Below are 20,365 nucleotides of genomic sequence, written 5' to 3'. Positions count from 1 at the left end.
TTTCTCTAAACCACACTCTAAGGAAAGTATATATAAGTACTTGCTCTTATGTATGAGAGCACTAAAATCGATGATATAATAGAGGTCGTTGGGGGACGACAACTTTTAGATGAATCGTAAGTTATATTATTAGGTAACCATTTATATAATATAGCTTGATATAATGATGTCTTGTAGAGGGATATCAATGCTATGACTTTTTTACGCACCACATCAAAAAAGCATATTAGTGCTCTCCCTAAGAGCAATTACAACATTAATTTAAAAAGAGATTCACATGAAGAAGTATTCTTCAAAGGCAGATGTGGCCTTAATTGACCCAGTATTAAATAATAAGAGCAGTAATAATGAATATCTTATATATCCTCCAGCAAATAAGACAAGTCATTTTGTAAAAATTACACGAATAAAAGACAAAGAAAAAAGAGCAGCTGCGATGCAAAAAGCAGTGAGGATGTATAATATTTTTGAAAAAAGTTTAGAAGTGCGTAGTGCATTGCCATTATTGTATGATTTTTCTATATGGCTTTCAGAACATAGAACAGATTTTTCCTATAGTACTATTAAAAGAAATATAAAACGCGCAACATTATTGACAGAAACGCAAGAGATTTTTTTATGGGAGAATTTAATATATCAAATTGTAGAAAAGCAATCACTAGTTGTAAAGGAAACCCTTATAAAAGTATTAGTTGCAAATGAATTTATCAAAGAGTTTCTTGATTTTAATCAGGAAAATGATATGTATTATGAAGATATTCTATTTACAGAAGAACAGCATCAAAAGTTTACAGCAATAGCAGATGCTACAGTTGTGATTACAAAAGAGCTTCTTAATGTAGAGACAAGTACTTCTGTAATAGATATCAAAGATCAAAAGAAGCAATTATTTATAGAAAAGTGTATTCTTTTACAGAATAAAATAGAATTGTATAAAGAAGTTCTTACTGACCTCAAGGCGATAAATACGGTATATGATAAAGGATATACTAGCGAGTTTGATAAAGCATTAAAACAGCAAACAGAAACAATTACACTTGTTGCAGATGATATGCTAGAAAGACACGAGACCATTATAGATGTATATACAGGTGATGAGGTTGATGCACAAATTCATATTCCATCATTTTCATTTGAGGTTAAAAAACCTTTGCAATTACAATCTATACTTCATAAAGTAAAAGAAGTATCAAAAGAGATTATAGAAAAAGAATTAATCCCAGTTTGTAAAACAATATTAGAAGGACTCAACTTATTAAGACAAACGATTTTATATTATCAAAAATGTATTGATATATTTTCATCTAAAGCGATATAATAGCTAATACATTTTTAAAGAAAAGCCTTGATTTATTATAAATCAAGGCTTTTAAATTATTATAAGAAATAAAATGATTTTATCATTTTTATTAATTTAGTTACAACATACAGTCTGTTCTGATGCGGTTTGAACTTCACATTGAGTACCACATGTTGCATACCCACAAAATGACTGAGCAGTATCCCCTCCATTTCCTTCACAACCTGCTTGTCTTGATTTTTTACCCATTCCACCTTGTATGGTAATATGGTTAAAACTAGAAATAACTTCTTTGTTAAGCGTTAAGCTTTTGATACTCTTTTTTTTCATAATGATAAAGTTTTAAAATTAATATCTTGAAGTTAGTCTAACTATATACTGCATACAATAGTAAATGTATATGCGTATATAGAATCTGTAAAACTGTTACAGTAAACTTAATAAGAGCGTATAAAAAGAATAGCGAACTTATGTTCGCTATATCTAATAAATAATATAAAATGTGTTTAGTAACAAATATAACAGGCCCCATATTCCCAAGAATATCCATAGCCGAAACACTGTTCTTGTGAGTAATTTGTTCTTTTCCCTCCTGTACCTCCACATACGGTAGGGATAAGTGGAGGTAAAACTCCTCCTGTAATTTTTTTCTGATCTGCCTTTTCTAAAACAATACCTAAATTTGAAATGTTTTCTAACATATTAATTGATTTATGAGGTTAATAATAGTTTCAATATAATTAAAATTAACTGAAAATCAATATTTTACGGTTTTCACGCAATACTAGTAAATCTGTTTGAAGTTTCTTATATACGCTTTCGCGAAAGCGTTGAAATTATATTACCACAATTCTATTCACCATCGTTTCTACAGGAAGTAAGTGTAATATGAAGATCACTCTTTAAGCTGATAATCAGGATGACCTGTTTGCCAGAGTGCAAATGCATCCATATTTGCAACAATTTGATACGAATCGTGCGCTGTGCCTCCTCCTCCATGACCGCCATCTTCATCCACTTCGAGTAGGACAGGACCTTTGGTGATAGCATCATTTTGAAGACGTGCTACAAATTTCCCTGAATCCCAAGCAGCAACCTGACCATCTTCCAATCCTACAAAAGCATAGATAGCTGGATAGCTAACATTCTCTTTGATTTTAAGATACGCATCCATTTCTACAAGCCCTTTAGCTTCTTCTTCAATTGCTAATGCTCCAAACTCTTTTTTACTATTAGCTCCATTAGGTTGAAATTCGGATCTAGTTGCATTTACAAATCCAGAAAATAGAAGTCCCACTTGATATAAATCAGGGCGTTCTACTAAGGCATTCCCTATAGTAATTCCTCCAGCGCTTACACCAAAAGCAATAGTACGTTCAGGATTAGTATATTTATTGTCTATAAGGTATTCAGTACAAGCAATAAAGTCTTTCCAACTATTGGATTTTGTCGTTTTAAACCCTGCTTTATGCCAGGCATCTCCCTTTTCTCCTCCACCCCTTACATGGGCTACTGCATAAATATTACCAGATTTTACCCAATTCAAACTACTTATCTCTAAGTATGGGGATGATGAACTTCCATAGGCACCATAGGCATTAATTTTCACTCTATTACTACCATCTAATTTGGTATCTGGATGCCTAATAATTGAAAGTGGTATTTTTTCTCCATCATGAGAGATTACTTCTACCTCTTCAACAATGAAATCTTTAAATTCAGGATATAATGACTTGTTTAAATCTACAAATAAAAACTCTTTATTATCCGTTTTATATAAATAATTTTCAGTAGGCTTTACCCAACCCGTAACTGAGACCATCAAATTATTATTAACTGCTCTTACGTAGCAAGAACCTGCCGAAAATGGCAATGCAATCTCTTCTTCTTTTTTATTAATAACTTTAATCAAGTGGGCTTCTACACCATTTTTAATTGTGGAATAATAAAGTGTATTATTTACTAAATCAAAATCTACAATTACTAATGATTCCTTTTCCTTTACAAGATTTTCTCCTTTACTATAATCACTACCAATAAGTGCCTTGCAAATCTTAAAATTTGATGCATTTTTTGATGTAAGATAATAGATACTATCACCTTTTATAATATATTGACTTATCTGATCAGATTGCTTGAAAAGAGGAATCCATTTTGGGTTTTCAATAGATTGAGCATTGATAATTTCAGAATAATACATATCCTTATAAGAACTTGTTCCACTTATTCTTCCTAATAAAATAGTAGGATTATCCTTTCGGGTTTGAACCATTGGAAAATCTGCTACCGTCATGTTTAATTCTGGATTTGTTTGCATTGAAAAAATCTCTCTGTCCTTAGTATAAGGTTCATCTATGTAGTGTATATAAGACATAGAAGACTCTAGATACGTAATTTTTTTAGGATCTAAATGCGGAAACTTTGAGTAGAAAAAACCAGAATCATCTGGTAGCCAATTAATACCTCCTGCCATTCTGGGCATTACCTCAGGAAGGTGATGTGTTAATATTTCTTTAGATTTAGTATCTAATACATAAATAGTACTGTTTTCACTCCCTTTTAAAGCAATGGCAAATGCAATCTTATTTTGAGTGGGAGAAATTTTTATGTAATTGATAGATGCTCCTTTTTGTAATGTTTCTGGATCAATAAGTAGCTCCTCTTCTGAGTTTATTAAAGACCTGTAGTATAATTTAGCAATCTTTTCTTCTTTGTGACGCTTTAAGATATAATAGGCTCCATTATCTGCATAAATGTATCGCTCTATAATGATATCTTTTGACGCTTTGCTTTCTATGGTTAGAATGCTTTTATAAATATCATTTTCTTGATTAATTTCCTTGACAATACTATTTGTAAGTTTACCTTGATTTTGAAACCACTTGATTACTGTACTATCTTTTAGTTGTTCCATGTTTCGATAATAATCCGTCATTATTGTATTCCCTGTCGAATCAACTACAACCATTTTTTCAATTTCGAAATAAGATATTGTTTCTTTTGATTGCTTTTTACAAGAAAAAGCAATCAAAAGAAACATGAGTAAAAGTATATTGGAAATATTTTTCATTCAAATGTTTTATAAAGAGTCTATTTATTTAATTGCCAAATTATCATTAATCATTGCCATTAGTAGTTATTGTAGGTAATTTTGGACATAATATCGCAGGACGACTTTTTGGAAGAGGGTCATCTCCATTATCGATACCTGTACCTCCATAAATATATGATGTGTTTGTAAGTTTTGCTATTTTTAATTTGTTCAGTTTAATTTTTTCACTTCTTTTTTTCATGTTTTAATTTTTTAATTATTGTCTGTGTAAATTTAATTAAAACTATATTTAATGCACAATTAAAAAGTTACTATGTTATCGATATTCTATGAATGTCGATAACATTTTTTTAATTTAAAATTCTGTCTTTTAGGTTTTTAATGAAATATGATGGTTTCATTCCTGTATGTTTAAAAAAAGCTTTTGAAAAGGATTCTGCATTATTAAAACCTACCTCTTCTGCAATACTTTGAATGGTATAATTTAATATTTTGTTATTTGATTGTAATAAATTGATAGCTTCATTAATACGTAAATCATTTATATAGTTAGTAAGTGTTTTTTCTTTATAATGATTAACAATTTGAGATAAATATTTACTATTGGTTTCTGTTTTTTTTGCAACTGAAGCTGCTGTTAGATTTTTGTTGAGATACCCCTTGTCTTTTTCAAATTTTTTCAAATTTAAAAGTACTCCTTCAATTATTTTTTTGGAAATAGTAAGCTCCTTTCTTTTAATAGTCTCAGGAATTACTTTATTTATCGTTTCTGTAGTTTTTCTATTATCAGTCGAAGTTACTATATTGTCAAACAAGATTTTAAGCTTTCTGTTCCTTCTGAATACATAAATTCCAAAGAAAGATAGTAAGATAACAAATGCTAATAAAACTCCTGCACTATAACTTAGTGTTATGTTTTTTTCGTCAAGATTTTTAATAAGTTGTTCTTTTTGACTTAGTAATACAGGTGTATCATATTTAGTATAGATTGCACCACCCAAAGTGTTTTTTTGTATGCTATATATACTATCAAACTTTAAAAGGTTTTCGACATGTTTTAATTGTTCTTTTGGGGCTTTCTTTACTTTATAATGTTTGATAAGGTTTTCTAAGGAATAGCGAACTTCTGGGATATAAGTCTTATTATTAAGGTATAGTGTAATTACCTTTTCAAAATGAGTATATGAGCTATCTATCTTAAGTCTTTTACTTATTAAACCAGCATGATAATTCCCAATGATTAACTCCCGACTAAAATTATTACTCTGATTATTTATTTTATTTAGTGAATAAATTAGTTTTTTATAATTTTTAATACTGTTTCGATTATAATCACTTATATTTTTATAAATGGTTATTTTTTCAAATAAGTCTGGATAATTCTCATGATTTTTATTAGATATTTTTTGTAAATAGAAATTTGCAGAATCCATTTTTTTATTCCTTATCAAAGATTCAGAGAGATATAAGCAAGAACTTATATAATCATACAAATAACTCTTACTTCCAACTTTTACTTCACGGTCATAACATTCTTTAAAAAGCTTTAAGGATTGCCTATTATTGCCAATATCACCTTTAATTAATGCAATATTATGTTTACTAATATAAATGTAATCTTCATTTTGAAACTCTTCGGCAATTGCTAAAGATTTTAAATAAAAATCTAAAGCTTTATCATATAAGGATTCTATTAAATAATATTCTCCAACTAGAGTGTATAAAATCATCAAATAATCTCTGTTATTTGACTTTTCTGTATAATGTATAGCAAGATTTACAACTTCAACTTTTGTCTTATGTCCCTCCAGATAATAAGAAATGTTACTTAACGCAATTGCTTTTTTAATATCATCATCATCAAGGATTGCTCTCTTATAGTATGTATTTAGGTAAATTTTAGATTTTATAGTATCAAGATAAACTTTAGCATATTTATCCAATAACGCATCATATGATACCGACTTAAGAGAATCAGGAATAATAAATGTTGCATCTTGGGCTTTTCCGACAAAAGAATACAGTAAAAGGATGAATAAAACACTATAAAAGTGTTTTTTAGGGGGTAATTGATTCAAAATTTTATTACTTATTGATTATCTGAATCTTACAGATAAATATATTTCTTCTTCTTCTTAGAATATCGACTCGTTTTTCATAGAATATCGACTTCAAGCCCTTTTTTTAACAGGAATCTTCATGCATCTTTGAATCAACAAATCAAACAAACATAACATTCCTTAATTGCTTTAACAAAATTTTTAGATATAATATATAAGACGATAATTTTTAGTAATCCTAACAAAAACCTTTCAATCACCTTAAAAATTTAGTTAAAAGCAAGCAAATCATAATAATAACTCACAAAAAGCAAATAGAATGAATTCAATTAAAACACTCGCTCGCCTTGAAAAATTACATAGACTCATTCATCAAGAAAAAACAGGAACTCCTAAAGAGCTCGCCACAAGAATGCATTTAAGTGAGCGACTTGTGTATAATCTTATTGATAGATTGAAAGATTATGATGCGGTAATAGTATATGATCGTAGCAGGAAAACATATTATTACACCGAAGAATTTGTCTTTTGTGTAAACTTATCACTTTCTATTAATGGTAGTGACCGTTCTGTAAGTTTGCTACAAAAGTATAGTGCTTAATCATCATTAGTCAATTCTAGTTCTTCATCAATGTTAGCAAGTACGTCTTCTATTTTAACCTTAAGCTTATCATATTCTAAAATTTTTATATATCGATTCTTTATCATACTGTAGAGGTAACTATTAAAATCACTTTTCTCTCTCTTAGATAATTGTAATGAGGTATCAATAGATATTAATTGAGCATTATCATTATAAATAAGATGTTCCGATAAAATTTCGTGAACAGGCGTATAAAAATTTTGATATATTTCTACTTCAGAGGTACCCTCTTCATATTTTTTAATTCTTTGATAATTAATTTCATAAAGGGAAATGATATGTGAGCGTAGAGAATCTTTCTTAATAATTTCTAACCCTCTTGACTTTAAAGATTCATATCCAGAAATATTCATAATAGAGAAATTCCCTCCTGTTAATTGAGAATACTTATTAGCAAAAGAATCTAATATTACTTCTTTGTTTTCTATGATTTTCTTAAAATAAAAACTTCTTTTAATACCGTCCAAATGTCCTTTTCTATTTGCTGCGACATCTATTAAATCTTGTTGTAATCCATTCCTTATTTCAATTAATATTTTCTCCTCTGCAATAGCGTCTCGTCTATTGTCATTCCAATTGTTTAATGCAAACGCAGAAATAACGGCTACAAATACAGACAAAAATTCAAAAAAGTAACGTCCAAATTTTATTTTTCGACTCTTCATAATAACTATTATAAGTATTGCTGTAAATATATTTTAAAAAAAGAAGTAATACGGCTCTTCTTTTCCGTTTATTCAGTCTTTTTGGCATTTCCATCTTTACTTTCTCAAATACATTTACCACAAATTAAATACACACAGGTTACGATACTAAAAAATTGTGTAATTGTTTTCAATCTAAAAAATACTATTATGATGAAACCAGCAAAGCATACTTGTAATGTTGCAAAGGGTACCAAATGTGTATCATGTCAACGAAAATCATTAAAGTCTAATATGTACGATTTTACTTTATGTGAGGATGATCTTGATCTTATTGTTGGAGGGATGGATTCTGATGATTTACAGAAAGTGATGGAACTTGCAGCAGCCGATATGGATTTAGAAACACTCACACCTACTTCTTATTTCAAAGATTAAGAGTAACCCTATTTATATTATAAAAAATATCGCCTATTAAATAGATAGTCGTAAATATAAAATCAAAACGTATGGAATTAACAAGAGAACAAAAATTATTACAAACGCTTATTCAAAAAGCATGGGAAGATGTAGATTTTAAAGAATACCTAAAAAGAAGTCCGCTAGAGGCAATACAGACATTAACAGGAGAACAACTTAATCTTCCAGAAGATAAGACTATTCTTGTAACAGATCAGTCGTCTCAAGATGTTATATACATCAATATTCCTGCGCAACCTTGTACAGATGATCTAGAACTTACTGAAGAACAATTAGAAATTGTAGCTGGAGGAGGTCAAATAGACCCTGTTATTATTATTGATGTAGCAGCTCAGATAGCTAATCTTTATTAAGTTTTTGTAAAAAAAGATGCTATAGCCATCAAACTATGAAGAAACAGTTCGCTCTTATTTTTTTGAGACATAAACAAAGTAAAGGGAAGTATTTGCATATTGCGCTACTTCTCTTTTTTAGTTTATGTTATTTTTTCGCTTTAAGCGAAAATAAGAGCGTACGCACTAAAGTTATTCTTCAAGAACCTCAAAAGCAACCTGTACCTTCCCTTAAGAAAACAGCCGATAGCCTTTTTAACCAAATAAATCTTCATATTCAAAAAGGGGCTTTTGCAAAAGCTGAATTGGTTGCTCAAAGTAGTCTTCAGATGTACAGATCTCTTGACGAAATTCCAGGTATTGGAAATTGTCTTAATAAAATAGCAACGATATCTTATTATATAGCCGACTATCCTAGAGCGCTAACATATTATGATCAAAGTATTGATGCGTATGAATGTATTGATTTTCAAAAGGGGGTAGCCTCATCGGTTAATAATAAAGGAGCTATTTATTATCATTTGGGAAATTATCCTGAAGCATTAGCTCATTATAAAAAAGCGGTTATCATTAATGAAACACTAGGTGCTATAAAACAAAAGGCATCTGCGCTACAAAATATAGGAGGTATTTATCTAGAATTAGAAGAATATACTCAGGCAATGAATTATTTAAAAATTGCCAAAAAAACGTATGAATCTTTAGATAATAAAAAAACACTTTCCCAGGTCAATAATGGAATAGGCGGCATATATCTTAAGCAAGAAAAGTATAAAAAAGCGTTAGCATTTGTCAACAAAGGATTACAACTTGCAAAAACTATAGAAGATAAACAGCGTATCCTAGAGTCAACCTATATTCTAGGTGCTATAAAAGAAGCTACTCACCAAACAACAGAAGCTTTACATCACTATAAAAACACACTTCAATTAGCAAACCAACTTGATAATAAGCGTTATAAATCATTATCACTTATTGCTTTAGGAGAAGTATATTATCAGTTAGATGATCTAAAAATGGGGCGTTCTCATTGCAAGCAAGGTTTAAAGATCTCTGAAGAGCTCAATATTATCTCTGCACAAGAAGAAGGTTGTGCTTGTTTGTATCAAATCAATAAATCGCTAGGAAATACTAAAACGGCACTTTTATACTATGAACAGTCTGTAGGGCTATCTGATAGTTTGCAAACTCGGAAGACAGCAAACCAAATGCTTCATATGGAATTTGAAAAAGAACAATTATTAGATAGTATTTATCATTCTGAAAAAGAGCGTCGAGTTAAAGAGCGTCATAAAGTAGCTATTGAAAAAAAAGAGAGACAACGTAATTTATTAATTATATCAGCTTGTTTTATTATTGTTATTGCAGGGACTTTATGGAGTAGGCTCAAGTTTACTAAAAAATCTAAAGCAAAACTTCAGCTAGAAAAAGATAGATCGGAACACTTACTTCTAAATATATTACCCGAAGAAATAGCCGAAGAATTGAAGACAAAAGGGTATGTAGATGCGCAAGATTTTGAAACGGCATCCATACTCTTTACCGATTTTAAATCTTTTACAGAAACGGCATCAAAATTATCACCTCAAGAGCTTGTAGAAGAGATCAATGTATGTTTCAAAGCTTTTGATGCGATTATGGAGACCTATCATATTGAAAAAATCAAAACTATAGGAGATGCCTATATGGCTGCTGGAGGTTTACCAAAACCTGATGCTCATGCAGTAAAGAACACCATTCTTGCAGCATTAGAAATGCAATCTTTTATCAGGAAAAGAAAAAAAGAAAATACACTTGCTCATAAACCTGCTTTTGATATGAGAGTAGGGATTCATGTAGGTCCTATTGTAGCAGGTATTGTAGGGGTGAAAAAATTCCAATACGATATATGGGGAGATACGGTAAATACAGCAAGCCGTATGGAAAGTAATGGGGAGGCAGGAAAAGTGAATATTAGTCAGGATACTTATAACGTTGTGCAAAACGAAGCTGACCTTGTATTTGAGTATCGCGGCAAAATAGATGCCAAAGGGAAAGGAGCACTTGCTATGTATTTTGTTTCAAAGAAAAATACTTAAATATCCTATTCATTACGAAAGATACTCCTTCTCCTCTGGTTAGAAGGTTAGGATGAGGAATATGTCAAAACCTTGGACTTAATTTTCTTCTCGCTTACAATCCCAGTCTTTTTTGTTTGAGTTTTCTAAAATAATTTTCCCATACATAATTGACAGTTTTTATGGCAGGATTGTCTTTGGGTATCGCAATACATTTACATCAAATAATAACAACATCAATTTTATAATATTTTATTATGGAAATATCAAATAAAGAAAATATACTTCAGTCTATTATTACAAAGGCTTGGGAAGACAAGGCTTTTAAGACTCAATTGCTGACAAATCCAAAAGAAGCTATAGAAGATTTTACAGGTCAAGCTATAAATCTTCCAGAAGGTAAACAGCTTATTGTGACTGATCAAACTAATGAAAGTGTCATTTATATTAATATTCCAACAGAACCTAATATGGAAAGCTTAGAGCTTAGTGAAGAACAGTTAGAAGCCGTTGCTGGAGGTAATCCTGTAGCTCCATTATTAGACGATACTTTTCAAGACTTAATGGACTTGCTATCTGGCAAAGATGGGCGATAATATAATGACATTAATCACAGTGTTTATGACACTTTTATCATAATAGACAACTATACATTTACATCATCTAAAATTAACATCATGGAATTAACAAGAGAACAACAATTATTTCAAAACATTATCAACAAAGCTTGGGAAGATGAAACTTTCAAAGCAGCATTAGTAGCAAACCCAACACAGGCTATAGAAAGCTTAACAGGTGAAAAAGTACACCTTCCAGAAGGAAAACAATTAGTGGTACGTGATCAGACGAGTGAAGAAACTATCTATATCAATATTCCAGCAGAACAAAAGATGGATGATGTAGAGTTAAATGAAGAACAGCTAGAAGCGGTAGCAGGAGGAAAAACATCATTATTAAGTGCTACAGCATATACATTACCTGCAATAATACTTGGAGACCCTAGTCAATGGACAACACCGCCAGTTTGGGAAGGACCTACTATACAAGCAACAGCTGCAACAAAATAAATCATACTTACTACAAACATTATAATTATGGAATTAACAAGAGAGCAACAATTATTTCAAACCATTATCAATAAAGCTTGGGAAGACAGCACTTTTAAACAAGAGTTGTTAAGTAATCCTCACGAAGCTATTGAGAATTTGACAGGAGAAAAAGTGCAACTTCCAGAAGGGAAAACATTAGTAGTGCGTGATCAAACAAGTGAAGATACGATCTATATCAATATTCCAGTATCACAAGAAATGGACAATGTTGAATTAAATGAAGAAGAATTAGAAGCTGTTGCAGGAGGAACCTATTCTCCTTTTGATCCAATTGGATCCCCTACGGTACCTGATATTTTTTGTGGAACTGGAGGAAACGGAGGCCCAATAATAATTGTAGATGGACCTGGAAATAGTACTAAATAATTAAAGAATTATACAATGGACAATAGTAAAATAGAAAGAGGACAAAAAATAGTTGAAAAATTGATTCAAAAAGCGTGGGAAGATGCATCATTTAAAGAGCAACTAGTTAACAATCCAAAGGCTACAATAGAGAACCTAATTGGTCAAAAAACATCATTTGGAGAGAATAAAACTTTAGTAGTTGAAGATCAAACAGATTCTTCTAAAATATACCTAAATATTCCTGCAAAAGTAAATCTTAATGATTTAGAATTATCGGAAGATCAATTAGAATTAGTTGCTGGAGGAGATCAAGGGGATGATTATTTAGGTCAATTTGTATATGATGTAGTGGCAGTTTCAGTGTTTATAACAGTAGATACAGCATTAAGTATTTGGGATTGGGCAACAGAATAATAACTAAAAAATAAAATATTATGAATACACAACAAATAAACGAAGGGAAATTTTTTTTAAATGATGTTTTTAATAAATGTTATAATGACTCAAACTTTAAAGAAAGCTTAGTTAATAATCCAGAAAAAACTTTAGAAAATTATATAGGTAAAGAATTAGAACTTCCTAAGAATACTCAAATTAAAGTAGAAGATCAAACAAATGAAAACGTTGTTTTTCTTAATATTCCAAGAAAAGTAGAAGTTACTGATTTAGAATTAACAGAAGAAGAATTAGAAAGTATATCAGGGGGAGCGGTTTTTGGTCTTGATTGTGCTGCTATCGCTATTGGAATTGCAGTAGGAGTTATTGCTAATACAATAGATGATGCAATTGACGGAGCAATTGATGGAGCAACAGCAGCTTGGAACGCTCATCAGTAAAATATTAAAAATCCTCTGAGAAATATACTCAGAGGATTTTTAACAAAAAAACAGTATCTTTCTACATTCAAATTTTGTCATTTTTATGAAAAACATAAGCGTCGTAGAAAAAATTGGTATCCTTTTATTAATTATTGGATTTATATCCATAGTTCTACTTAGAGTATATTCAGATAATTTAATTGCTACAATTGCCAATTATGGCAGTAAGGTTTTTGTATTTGGAGCTTCTATCTGGGCAGTTGGGTTTATTATTAGATTTAATAAGAATCGCAAATGACAAGAGTTTAAAATAAATAACATCTTTCTTAGAATGGTTTATTTTATTAGCGTCAATACTATATCAATATTTCAATAAATGAAACTGTCTTTAGTTTTAATTAAATATTTTTTTCAAATAAGTCAATCTAAATAAAAGTTTCTAAACGAACTTGTCTTAGATTACCTTCTAAATATTATAAACCGTCTATTCATTGTGAGTAGACGGTTTTTTTTACACCTATTTCTTTCCCCTGCAAGCTTTATGCAGTGTACGCTTTTACATTAGCATCAAGATAAGAACAACTGGCAGAAATGACCGTTTTCTTGTCGGTTTTATCATCTGGTCTCAGGCTAGATTTACATCAGTAAAACAAAACACATCGTAAAGCAAATATGAACAATCAAAACAACATAATAGACTGGAGTTCTCCAGATATCTTGTTGGAGCTTGTTCATCAGATTAAAGATCCGCTTACGGCTATTATGGAAGCAAATAAAGGAGTGGCTGACCAACTTTTTGGAAATAGTAACTCACAAAACGCTTCTGAAATTACGCTAGAAAATAGTCAGCGTATTGCTTCTCTTATAGAAGAAGTAATACGTAAGACAACCACTTCTCAAGAAGCAGACAAACAACCTCTTATTTTTGAATTATATGCCACGAATCCTCACATTCAGGAAATGTGTAATGGGGTAATAGATCCTAAAAAAATATCTCAAACAGATAAGGAATGGCTTTTAGAATTAGAAAGTGTTGTTTTTAATGAAGCTCAATTAAATCAATTAAGTCTATTTGCATTAGCTTTTGAGGTATCTGTAAGTGAGCGTCAACTACATAGAAATATTAAAAAATTCTTAGCGCTTACGCCTAATAAGTACATTAGAATTCTAAAACTTCACAAGGCAAAACAACTTTTAGAAGAATATGTGTACAGAACAATCTCTGAAGTTGCATATGCGGTAGGATTTAGTGATGTACATTATTTTTCAAAACTATTCTTCAAACAATATGGCACGATGCCTAAAGAGCTCCTTCCTTCTTAATTTGTCAAGTGATTTTTTAAAATCTCTGTGAAGGTAACTCCTTCTTTGTAAGCTTTCACGAAAGTGAAGTTTATACTGAGCCTGTCGAAGTACGAAAGCGTATACTTCAAAATTTCAACAGATAAAAATATATAGAATAGACGTAAAGTTTGTCTGGCATCAGTTTTTTTGGCAGTTACATCAATGAAAGTACCGCTACTTTTGACGTAACCTCTAAACCAAACCTCTTTGATTGTAACCAAAAAAATACTCGAGGCACAGCGTCTTATCCAACTTCTTATTGAAACGGCACTTCATAATGAGGAGTTTAAACAACGCCTTATTTCAGACCCTATACAGACTATTGAAAAGGTAACAGGTAAGCCAAGTCATTTTCCTAAGGGAATACGTATTCAAGTTGAAGACCAGTCGGACCCTTCTATTATTTACATAAACCTTCCTATAAAGCCTAGAAATCAGTATGTAACATCTGATTTTTAATTCGATTTGTGTTAAAAAATAGAAATGGCAGTTTTCTCGGTTTACTTGTCAGTTTCTATCATGATCACCCTGCTAAATTTGATATAACATTTAGACAACATCATTTTTAATATTTAGAAATATATGAAACGCGTACTTTTTTTATTAGGGCATCTTAATGATAGAGATATCGAATGGATGATTAACAACGGTCATAAAGAAACCGTAAAAACAGGAGAAATGCTTATCACAAGAGGTGAAGCTATAGATAATCTATTTATTGTGCTTTCTGGGCACCTATCCATACGTGATGGTATCACAAACATACACGAGATTGCTTCTATAGGAGCTGGAGAAGTTCTAGGAGAAATGTCTTTTCTAGAAGCAAGACCTCCTTCTGTGTCTGTTACTGCATCAGAAGATTGTGAGGTTTTTGTTGTTTCAAAAAAACATATTGAAGATCGCATGAAAAAAGATTTACAATTTAGATCTAACTTCTATTTTGGACTTGCTTTATTTCTTTCTAATAGGCTTCGTAAAACGACAGATCAATTAGGTTTTGGAGCTCCTGAAGAAACAGACTTAATAGATACCAATATACTTGATGGTGTTGCTAGAGCTGGCGCTAGATTTAGTGAGATACTTAAGAAATTTTCAGAGGTATAATATCCATACACTATGAAAACAAAACGGCCATTACTATTTTGTTACTTCTTTTTTTTGAGTTTATACACAGTATGTGCACAAACCACTATAGAAGGAAGTATTTTGAACTTCGCTGCTCTTACCTTGGATCAGAGTCCTATTGTAAAGCAGAATAATCTCCTTGTCAATCAGGCTGAAGCAAATTATCGTACTCAAAAAAGTATTTTTGACTATGAACTTTCTTCTGGATTTAGTTTGAGTAGGAATAAGCTTACTTTATTTGATGCAGATCCAAGAAGCGCTTTTCTGTCAGAAAAATTAGAGACCAATACTACGGGTCTTTCTTTTGGACTTCAAAAGAGATTTAGAACGGGTCTTATTGCAAATATAAGTACAGACTACTCAGGTATATCTGACAACTTTCCGCTGGATAGATTTAATCAACAAGTAGGAGCAGATATATCCAATCACGCAACGTCTACAACGTTATCTCTGACACAACCTCTTTTAAGAGGGAATAGAAAAAGTGTTGTTACAGCTTTTGAAAAAGCAGCGCAACTCACTATTGAAAGTACTAAAGAAAATAATACGTTAAATAATGCCTTTGAAATTTTACAAATGGGAACGGCTTACTGGCAATATGTAGGAGCTTATGAAAGTTTGAAAATTTTTGAAGCTAACGAAAGTCGTGTTCGCAATGTGCTAGATATCACACAAGAACTTGTAAAAGCAGATAAGCGTCCAGAAGGAGATTTACTTCAAATTCAAGCAGATCTTGCAGATCAAGAACGTCAAACAACAGCTGCCAAGCAGAATTTTTATAATGCAAAATTGAATTTGGGAAGAGTTGTAGGGATTAGTGAGGTAGAAAGTAAAACTATAGGAAATCCGTTAGATCGTTTTCCAACTACAAATGACCAGACTATTCAAGTAGGAGATATGATAGCGCTTGCGCGAAAAAAAAGAACAGATATTTCAGCAGTTCAACGTATTCAAGAAGGATTAGATCTTCAGCGTAAAGCAGCTAGAAATAGTAAACTCCCTCAATTAGATCTTACAGGTTTTTTTACCTATCGAGGCGAAGCTAGTGATGGTGGCGTAGAGCAGTTTTTTAGTGCTTTAGGCAATAGGCAAGGACGTAATCAAGTAGCTGGTCTCAGCCTAAATTTCTTTGTTCCTGTCAATAATAATAGAGCTAAAGCTGATTTCGCTTTAAGCGAAATAGCAGTACAAGATCAGCAAATTACATACGATAACCTGGTACGTAATATTGATCTCAATGTTAGTATTGCGCTCAATAATCTTGAAAATACAATAGTTATTGTTAAAAAAGCAAAAGAGTCTTTAGATTTTTCTAGTCGTGTATTTGAAAATGAACAAGTTAGATTTCGAAATGGGCTAACGACCTTACTAAATTTAATTCTTTTTCAAGACAGATTGACTTTTGCTCATTTAGAGTACTTAAGGGCAGAACAACAATATGCTGTTGCGTTATTAAATCTAAGATTTGAAACAGGGACATTACTTACAAAAAATGATGCGAATACGATCAGTTCTTTACAGCAAGAAACATTCTATACAATACCAAATAATAATTAAAATATATATACTATGCCACCTACGTTTTTTAGAAAATCAGCACTAGAGAAGCTCTCTACTCCAGAGAAACTGGATCAAATGATTAAGGTTACCGGACCTAAAGCATGGATAGCACTTACTGCCATAACCCTTATACTGGTTACAGCCATTATTTGGTCTTTTGGAGGGAATGTAAAAACCAAATTAAATGTTGTGGGTGTACTCCTTGGAGGAGAGGTTCACGAAGTAGTAGCAACGTCACGAGGACAACTTATAGATCTTAATGTACAGGTAGGGGATCAAGTACACGAAGGCGATGTTATTGCTACAATACAGCAGCCGGAACTCTGGCAACAAATTGAAGAAGCCAAAGCACTGTTAGAAGAGCGCAAATATCAATTGAAACAATTAGAATCTTTTGGTTCGCAGGATAGTAGGTTGCAAGGTGAATTTATTTCACAACAGCGATCTAGCATACAACTCCAGATTGGTACACAACGTAAAAATATGGAGTTTTTGAAGAATCAATTGGAGACAGAAAACGAGCTTAGAAAGAGAGGCCTGATTACCACAACACAGCTTGTAAATACAGAACAACAAATTGAAGCTGCTAGAAATCAGATAGAGAGTCTTAAAGCGCAAATGGCTCAAACATCTTCTCAGAAATTAAACCTTGATTTTGATGCCGAACAAAAAAGAGATGTCATTGAACAGCGTATTGCGCAAGCAGAGCGTAATGTAGCACAACTTAATGAACGTTATGAAGTGCAATCTAACATCACAAGTCCTTATGATGGAGAAGTGGTAGAAGTACTTACAGATGCAGGAATCATTGTAGGTCAAGGCACTCCTCTTTTTAAACTTAAAAATCAAAATGAAGCAGATGGTAACCTGAGAGGCATCTTGTATATACCTTCTCAAGATGGTAAAAAAATCAAGGTAGGAATGGAAGCTTTAGTGGCCCCATCAACAGTACAGCCACAAGATTACGGATTTATGAAAGCTAAAGTTACTTATGTGTCAGATTTTCCAATTACACAGCAAGGAATGATGACTTCTGTAAAAAATGATCAATTAGTTCAAGGTCTTATCGGTATGGGAGCTCCTTTTGAAGTACATGTAGAGTTTGAAAAAGATCCAAATGCCTATAGCGGATTCAAATGGACGTCCGCACAAGGACCAGAAGTACTTATCAATGAAGGTACTTCTTGTATGGGGAAAGTCACCGTAAAATCTGAACCTCCTATTGCCATTGTTGTACCTGCTCTTAAGAAGTTTTTTGACCTTTATTAATTTATTTTTTCAACCCTTTAGAAACGTAAGACAATGATAGCAAACCTTCTTCCTATAAATAATAAAAAGAATGTTGTAAAAACACCTACCGTCCTTCAAATGGAAGGGGTAGAATGTGGAGCAGCAGCGCTTAGTATCATTCTAGGGTATTTTGGAAAATTTGTCCCTTTAGAAAAATTGAGAATTTCCTGTGGAGTATCCAGAGATGGGCTCAAGGCTACAAATATTTTAAGAGCCGCGCGCGAATATGGCCTTGAAGCAAAAGGCTATGCAAAATCCATAGAAAAACTCAAGGAAATAAAAATGCCAGCAATTATATTTTGGAATTTTAACCATTTTCTTGTTTTAGAAGGATTCACAAAGGATAAAGTCTACTTGAGTGACCCTGCAGGAGGTCGTTATCACGTAAGTCATCAAGAGTTTGATGATGCTTTTACAGGGGTTGTTATGACCTTCAAACCTACCGAGGAGTTTGAGAAAGGAAATGAGAAAAAAGGCCTCATGCCAGCACTTGCATCAAGAGTTTCAAGTTCCAAAATGAGTGTGATATACATCATTCTTGCTAGTTTGTTTTTAGTTATTCCTGGGTTAGTGATACCATCATTTACACAGATATTCATTGATAAATATCTAGTAAATCAAATTTCTGGATTTGTAATGCCATTACTCCTTATCATGGGAGGAATGTTACTACTTAATGGAGCAACCGTCTTTATACAGCAGTATTATCTCTTACGTATGGAAACTAAGTTAGCACTTACGACTTCCAGTAAGTTCTTATGGCATGTATTCCATTTACCTATTGCATTTTTTACCCAAAGAAGTAGTGGTGAAGTGGGTAGTCGTGTAAGCCTTAATGATAAAGTAGCTCGACTGTTAAGTGGAGAATTGGCAAATGCAGCTCTTAATGCCATTGTTGTTGTCTTTTACGCTGTACTCATGTTTTCATATGATGTATTGCTAACAAGTATAGGTATCGTTATGGCAGCTATTAATGTATTTGCATTACAATATGTGTCTAGAGCTAGAAAAGATGGTAATCGAAGATTAATTAATGAAAATGGAAAGCTCTTAGGAACCACCACTTCTGGAATTAGTATGATCGAAACATTAAAAGCTTCTGGAAGAGAGAATGATTTCTTTATGAATTGGTCAGGGTATTTAGCAAAAGTAATTAATGCACAACAAGAGTTAGGATGGTTAACAACAAAATTGAATATCATCCCGCCACTTTTGATGTCTCTTAATACTACTCTGATTATGGGAGTAGGTGCCATGAGGGTTATGGATGGAGAAATGACATTGGGTATGCTCGTTGCATTTTTATACCTGATGAATAACTTTATGGGACCTGTAAATAAATTAGTTTCTGTTGGAAGTATGCTTCAAACAACAGAAGGAGATATGGGACGTATAGACGATGTTCTGAATTATGAAACTTCTAGTGAATTTGCAACAAAAGAAGATCAAGATACTAATGATACCCCTGTAGTGGCAGAAAAACTTATGGGACATTTAGAGATAAAGGACCTTTCTTTTGGGTATAGTAGAGTAATGCCTGCACTTATTGAAGATTTTAGTTTAAAAATCAAACCAGGAAGTCGCGTTGCCTTGGTAGGAGGTTCTGGTAGTGGTAAATCTACTATTGCTAGACTTGTTGCGGGGTTATATGATCCTTGGGAAGGAGATATCTTATTTGATGGTGTATCAAAAAGAGATATTCCAAGGCATGTCATCAACGAATCTGTAGCCGTCATAGATCAAGATGTATTGATTTTTAACGGAACTATTAAAGAAAATATTTCTTTTTGGGATGAACGTGTAAGTGAAGGTCAGGTCATTCAATCTGCTCATGATGCAGAGATACACGAAACCATTGCAGCAAGAGTAAATGCATACGATAGTGAAGTCATTGAGCGTGGTGCGAACTTTAGTGGTGGGCAACGTCAACGATTAGAAATCGCTAGGGCACTCACTTTAAATCCATCCATCCTAGTTATGGATGAAGGAACAAGTGCTTTAGATCCAAAATCTGAAAAGCTTGTGATGGATAATATCAAACGAAGAGGGTGTACTTGTCTTATCGTTGCTCACCGCCTAAGTACCATTAAAGATTGTGATGAAATTATTGTTCTTAAATATGGGAAAATAGAGGAGAGAGGAACTCATGAAGAACTCATTAGTAAAAACGGGCTTTATGCCGATTTAATTAGCTCAAAATAAA

The 20,365-nt window shown here is 32.2% G+C and carries 22 protein-coding genes; 16 read left to right on the top strand and 6 right to left on the bottom strand.

Annotation, left to right across the window (positions count from 1 at the left end; all coding sequences use genetic code 11):
• Positions 1–277 precede the first annotated feature (277 nt).
• Entirely contained in the window at positions 278–1,318 is a 1,041-nt protein-coding gene (locus Q1A01_RS01525; RefSeq protein ID WP_299674902.1) for a hypothetical protein, read from the top strand.
• Between the two features lie 96 nt (positions 1,319–1,414).
• Here Q1A01_RS01525 and Q1A01_RS01520 read toward each other — a convergent pair whose 3' ends face one another.
• The 5 genes from Q1A01_RS01520 to Q1A01_RS01500 form a co-directional block, all read right to left on the bottom strand.
• Positions 1,415–1,630: a hypothetical protein gene (locus tag Q1A01_RS01520; RefSeq protein WP_299674900.1), complete on the bottom strand. Its 216-nt coding sequence runs from the start codon at positions 1,628–1,630 to the stop codon at positions 1,415–1,417.
• 176 nt (positions 1,631–1,806) lie between these two features.
• A complete protein-coding gene (locus Q1A01_RS01515) occupies positions 1,807–2,001 on the bottom strand; it encodes a hypothetical protein (RefSeq protein ID WP_299674897.1) in 195 nt (64 codons plus the stop codon).
• 194 nt (positions 2,002–2,195) lie between these two features.
• A complete protein-coding gene (locus Q1A01_RS01510; RefSeq protein WP_299674894.1) occupies positions 2,196–4,370 on the bottom strand; it encodes a prolyl oligopeptidase family serine peptidase in 2,175 nt (724 codons plus the stop codon).
• A 46-nt stretch (positions 4,371–4,416) separates the two neighbouring features.
• Positions 4,417–4,593, bottom strand: coding sequence for a hypothetical protein (locus Q1A01_RS01505; protein ID WP_299674891.1), 177 nt, complete (start codon positions 4,591–4,593; stop codon positions 4,417–4,419).
• A 109-nt stretch (positions 4,594–4,702) separates the two neighbouring features.
• Positions 4,703–6,430 carry a helix-turn-helix domain-containing protein gene (locus Q1A01_RS01500; protein WP_299674888.1) on the bottom strand — a complete coding sequence of 576 codons (1,728 nt, stop codon included), beginning with the start codon at positions 6,428–6,430 and terminating at the stop codon, positions 4,703–4,705.
• A 301-nt stretch (positions 6,431–6,731) separates the two neighbouring features.
• On the opposite strand from Q1A01_RS01500, the gene Q1A01_RS01495 reads away from it, so the two are divergent.
• Complete coding sequence (locus tag Q1A01_RS01495; RefSeq protein WP_299674885.1) at positions 6,732–7,013, top strand: HTH domain-containing protein; 282 nt, start codon at positions 6,732–6,734, stop codon at positions 7,011–7,013.
• Here the strand turns inward: Q1A01_RS01495 and Q1A01_RS01490 are convergent.
• Entirely contained in the window at positions 7,010–7,720 is a 711-nt protein-coding gene (locus Q1A01_RS01490) for a hypothetical protein (RefSeq protein WP_299674881.1), read from the bottom strand. The two genes, Q1A01_RS01495 and Q1A01_RS01490, sit on opposite strands and share 4 nt — an antisense overlap.
• Positions 7,721–7,909: 189 nt before the next feature.
• Here Q1A01_RS01490 and Q1A01_RS01485 point away from each other — a divergent pair, with 189 nt between their 5' ends.
• The 14 genes from Q1A01_RS01485 to Q1A01_RS01420 all read left to right on the top strand — a co-directional run bounded on the left by Q1A01_RS01485 (position 7,910) and on the right by Q1A01_RS01420 (position 20,364).
• Complete coding sequence (locus Q1A01_RS01485; RefSeq protein ID WP_299674878.1) at positions 7,910–8,137, top strand: hypothetical protein; 228 nt, start codon at positions 7,910–7,912, stop codon at positions 8,135–8,137.
• Positions 8,138–8,208: 71 nt separating this feature from the next.
• The gene (locus Q1A01_RS01480) at positions 8,209–8,532 is read left to right on the top strand and encodes an NHLP leader peptide family RiPP precursor (protein ID WP_299674875.1); all 324 of its coding nucleotides are present in this window, start codon (positions 8,209–8,211) and stop codon (positions 8,530–8,532) included.
• 35 nt (positions 8,533–8,567) lie between these two features.
• Entirely contained in the window at positions 8,568–10,589 is a 2,022-nt protein-coding gene (locus tag Q1A01_RS01475) for an adenylate/guanylate cyclase domain-containing protein (RefSeq protein WP_299674872.1), read from the top strand.
• Between the two features lie 236 nt (positions 10,590–10,825).
• A complete protein-coding gene (locus Q1A01_RS01470) occupies positions 10,826–11,164 on the top strand; it encodes an NHLP leader peptide family RiPP precursor (RefSeq protein ID WP_299674869.1) in 339 nt (112 codons plus the stop codon).
• A gap of 81 nt (positions 11,165–11,245) precedes the next feature.
• On the top strand, positions 11,246–11,635 hold the full coding sequence (locus Q1A01_RS01465) for an NHLP leader peptide family RiPP precursor (RefSeq protein WP_299674866.1): 390 nt from the start codon (positions 11,246–11,248) through the stop codon (positions 11,633–11,635).
• Between the two features lie 27 nt (positions 11,636–11,662).
• Entirely contained in the window at positions 11,663–12,043 is a 381-nt protein-coding gene (locus Q1A01_RS01460; protein ID WP_299674864.1) for an NHLP leader peptide family RiPP precursor, read from the top strand.
• Between the two features lie 15 nt (positions 12,044–12,058).
• Entirely contained in the window at positions 12,059–12,439 is a 381-nt protein-coding gene (locus Q1A01_RS01455; RefSeq protein ID WP_299674860.1) for an NHLP leader peptide family RiPP precursor, read from the top strand.
• A 20-nt stretch (positions 12,440–12,459) separates the two neighbouring features.
• Positions 12,460–12,861 (top strand): hypothetical protein, encoded by a 402-nt coding sequence (locus Q1A01_RS01450; protein ID WP_299674857.1) that lies wholly within the window; start codon positions 12,460–12,462, stop codon positions 12,859–12,861.
• A 654-nt stretch (positions 12,862–13,515) separates the two neighbouring features.
• Positions 13,516–14,166 (top strand): helix-turn-helix transcriptional regulator, encoded by a 651-nt coding sequence (locus Q1A01_RS01445; protein ID WP_299674854.1) that lies wholly within the window; start codon positions 13,516–13,518, stop codon positions 14,164–14,166.
• Between the two features lie 228 nt (positions 14,167–14,394).
• Positions 14,395–14,646: a hypothetical protein gene (locus tag Q1A01_RS01440; RefSeq protein WP_299674851.1), complete on the top strand. Its 252-nt coding sequence runs from the start codon at positions 14,395–14,397 to the stop codon at positions 14,644–14,646.
• A 123-nt stretch (positions 14,647–14,769) separates the two neighbouring features.
• Positions 14,770–15,291: a cyclic nucleotide-binding domain-containing protein gene (locus tag Q1A01_RS01435; RefSeq protein WP_299674848.1), complete on the top strand. Its 522-nt coding sequence runs from the start codon at positions 14,770–14,772 to the stop codon at positions 15,289–15,291.
• Positions 15,292–15,303: 12 nt separating this feature from the next.
• Positions 15,304–16,869, top strand: coding sequence for a TolC family protein (locus Q1A01_RS01430; RefSeq protein WP_299674845.1), 1,566 nt, complete (start codon positions 15,304–15,306; stop codon positions 16,867–16,869).
• A gap of 12 nt (positions 16,870–16,881) precedes the next feature.
• Entirely contained in the window at positions 16,882–18,141 is a 1,260-nt protein-coding gene (locus tag Q1A01_RS01425; RefSeq protein WP_299674841.1) for an NHLP bacteriocin system secretion protein, read from the top strand.
• A gap of 33 nt (positions 18,142–18,174) precedes the next feature.
• Entirely contained in the window at positions 18,175–20,364 is a 2,190-nt protein-coding gene (locus Q1A01_RS01420; RefSeq protein WP_299674838.1) for an NHLP family bacteriocin export ABC transporter peptidase/permease/ATPase subunit, read from the top strand.
• Position 20,365 lies beyond the last annotated feature (1 nt).

The sequence above is a fragment of the uncultured Dokdonia sp. genome, assembly GCF_947492815.1.
Classification (GTDB): Bacteria; Bacteroidota; Bacteroidia; order Flavobacteriales; family Flavobacteriaceae; genus Dokdonia.
The sequence above is the reverse complement of the archived record's forward strand: the minus strand, read 5'-3'. Positions and strand labels throughout refer to the sequence as shown.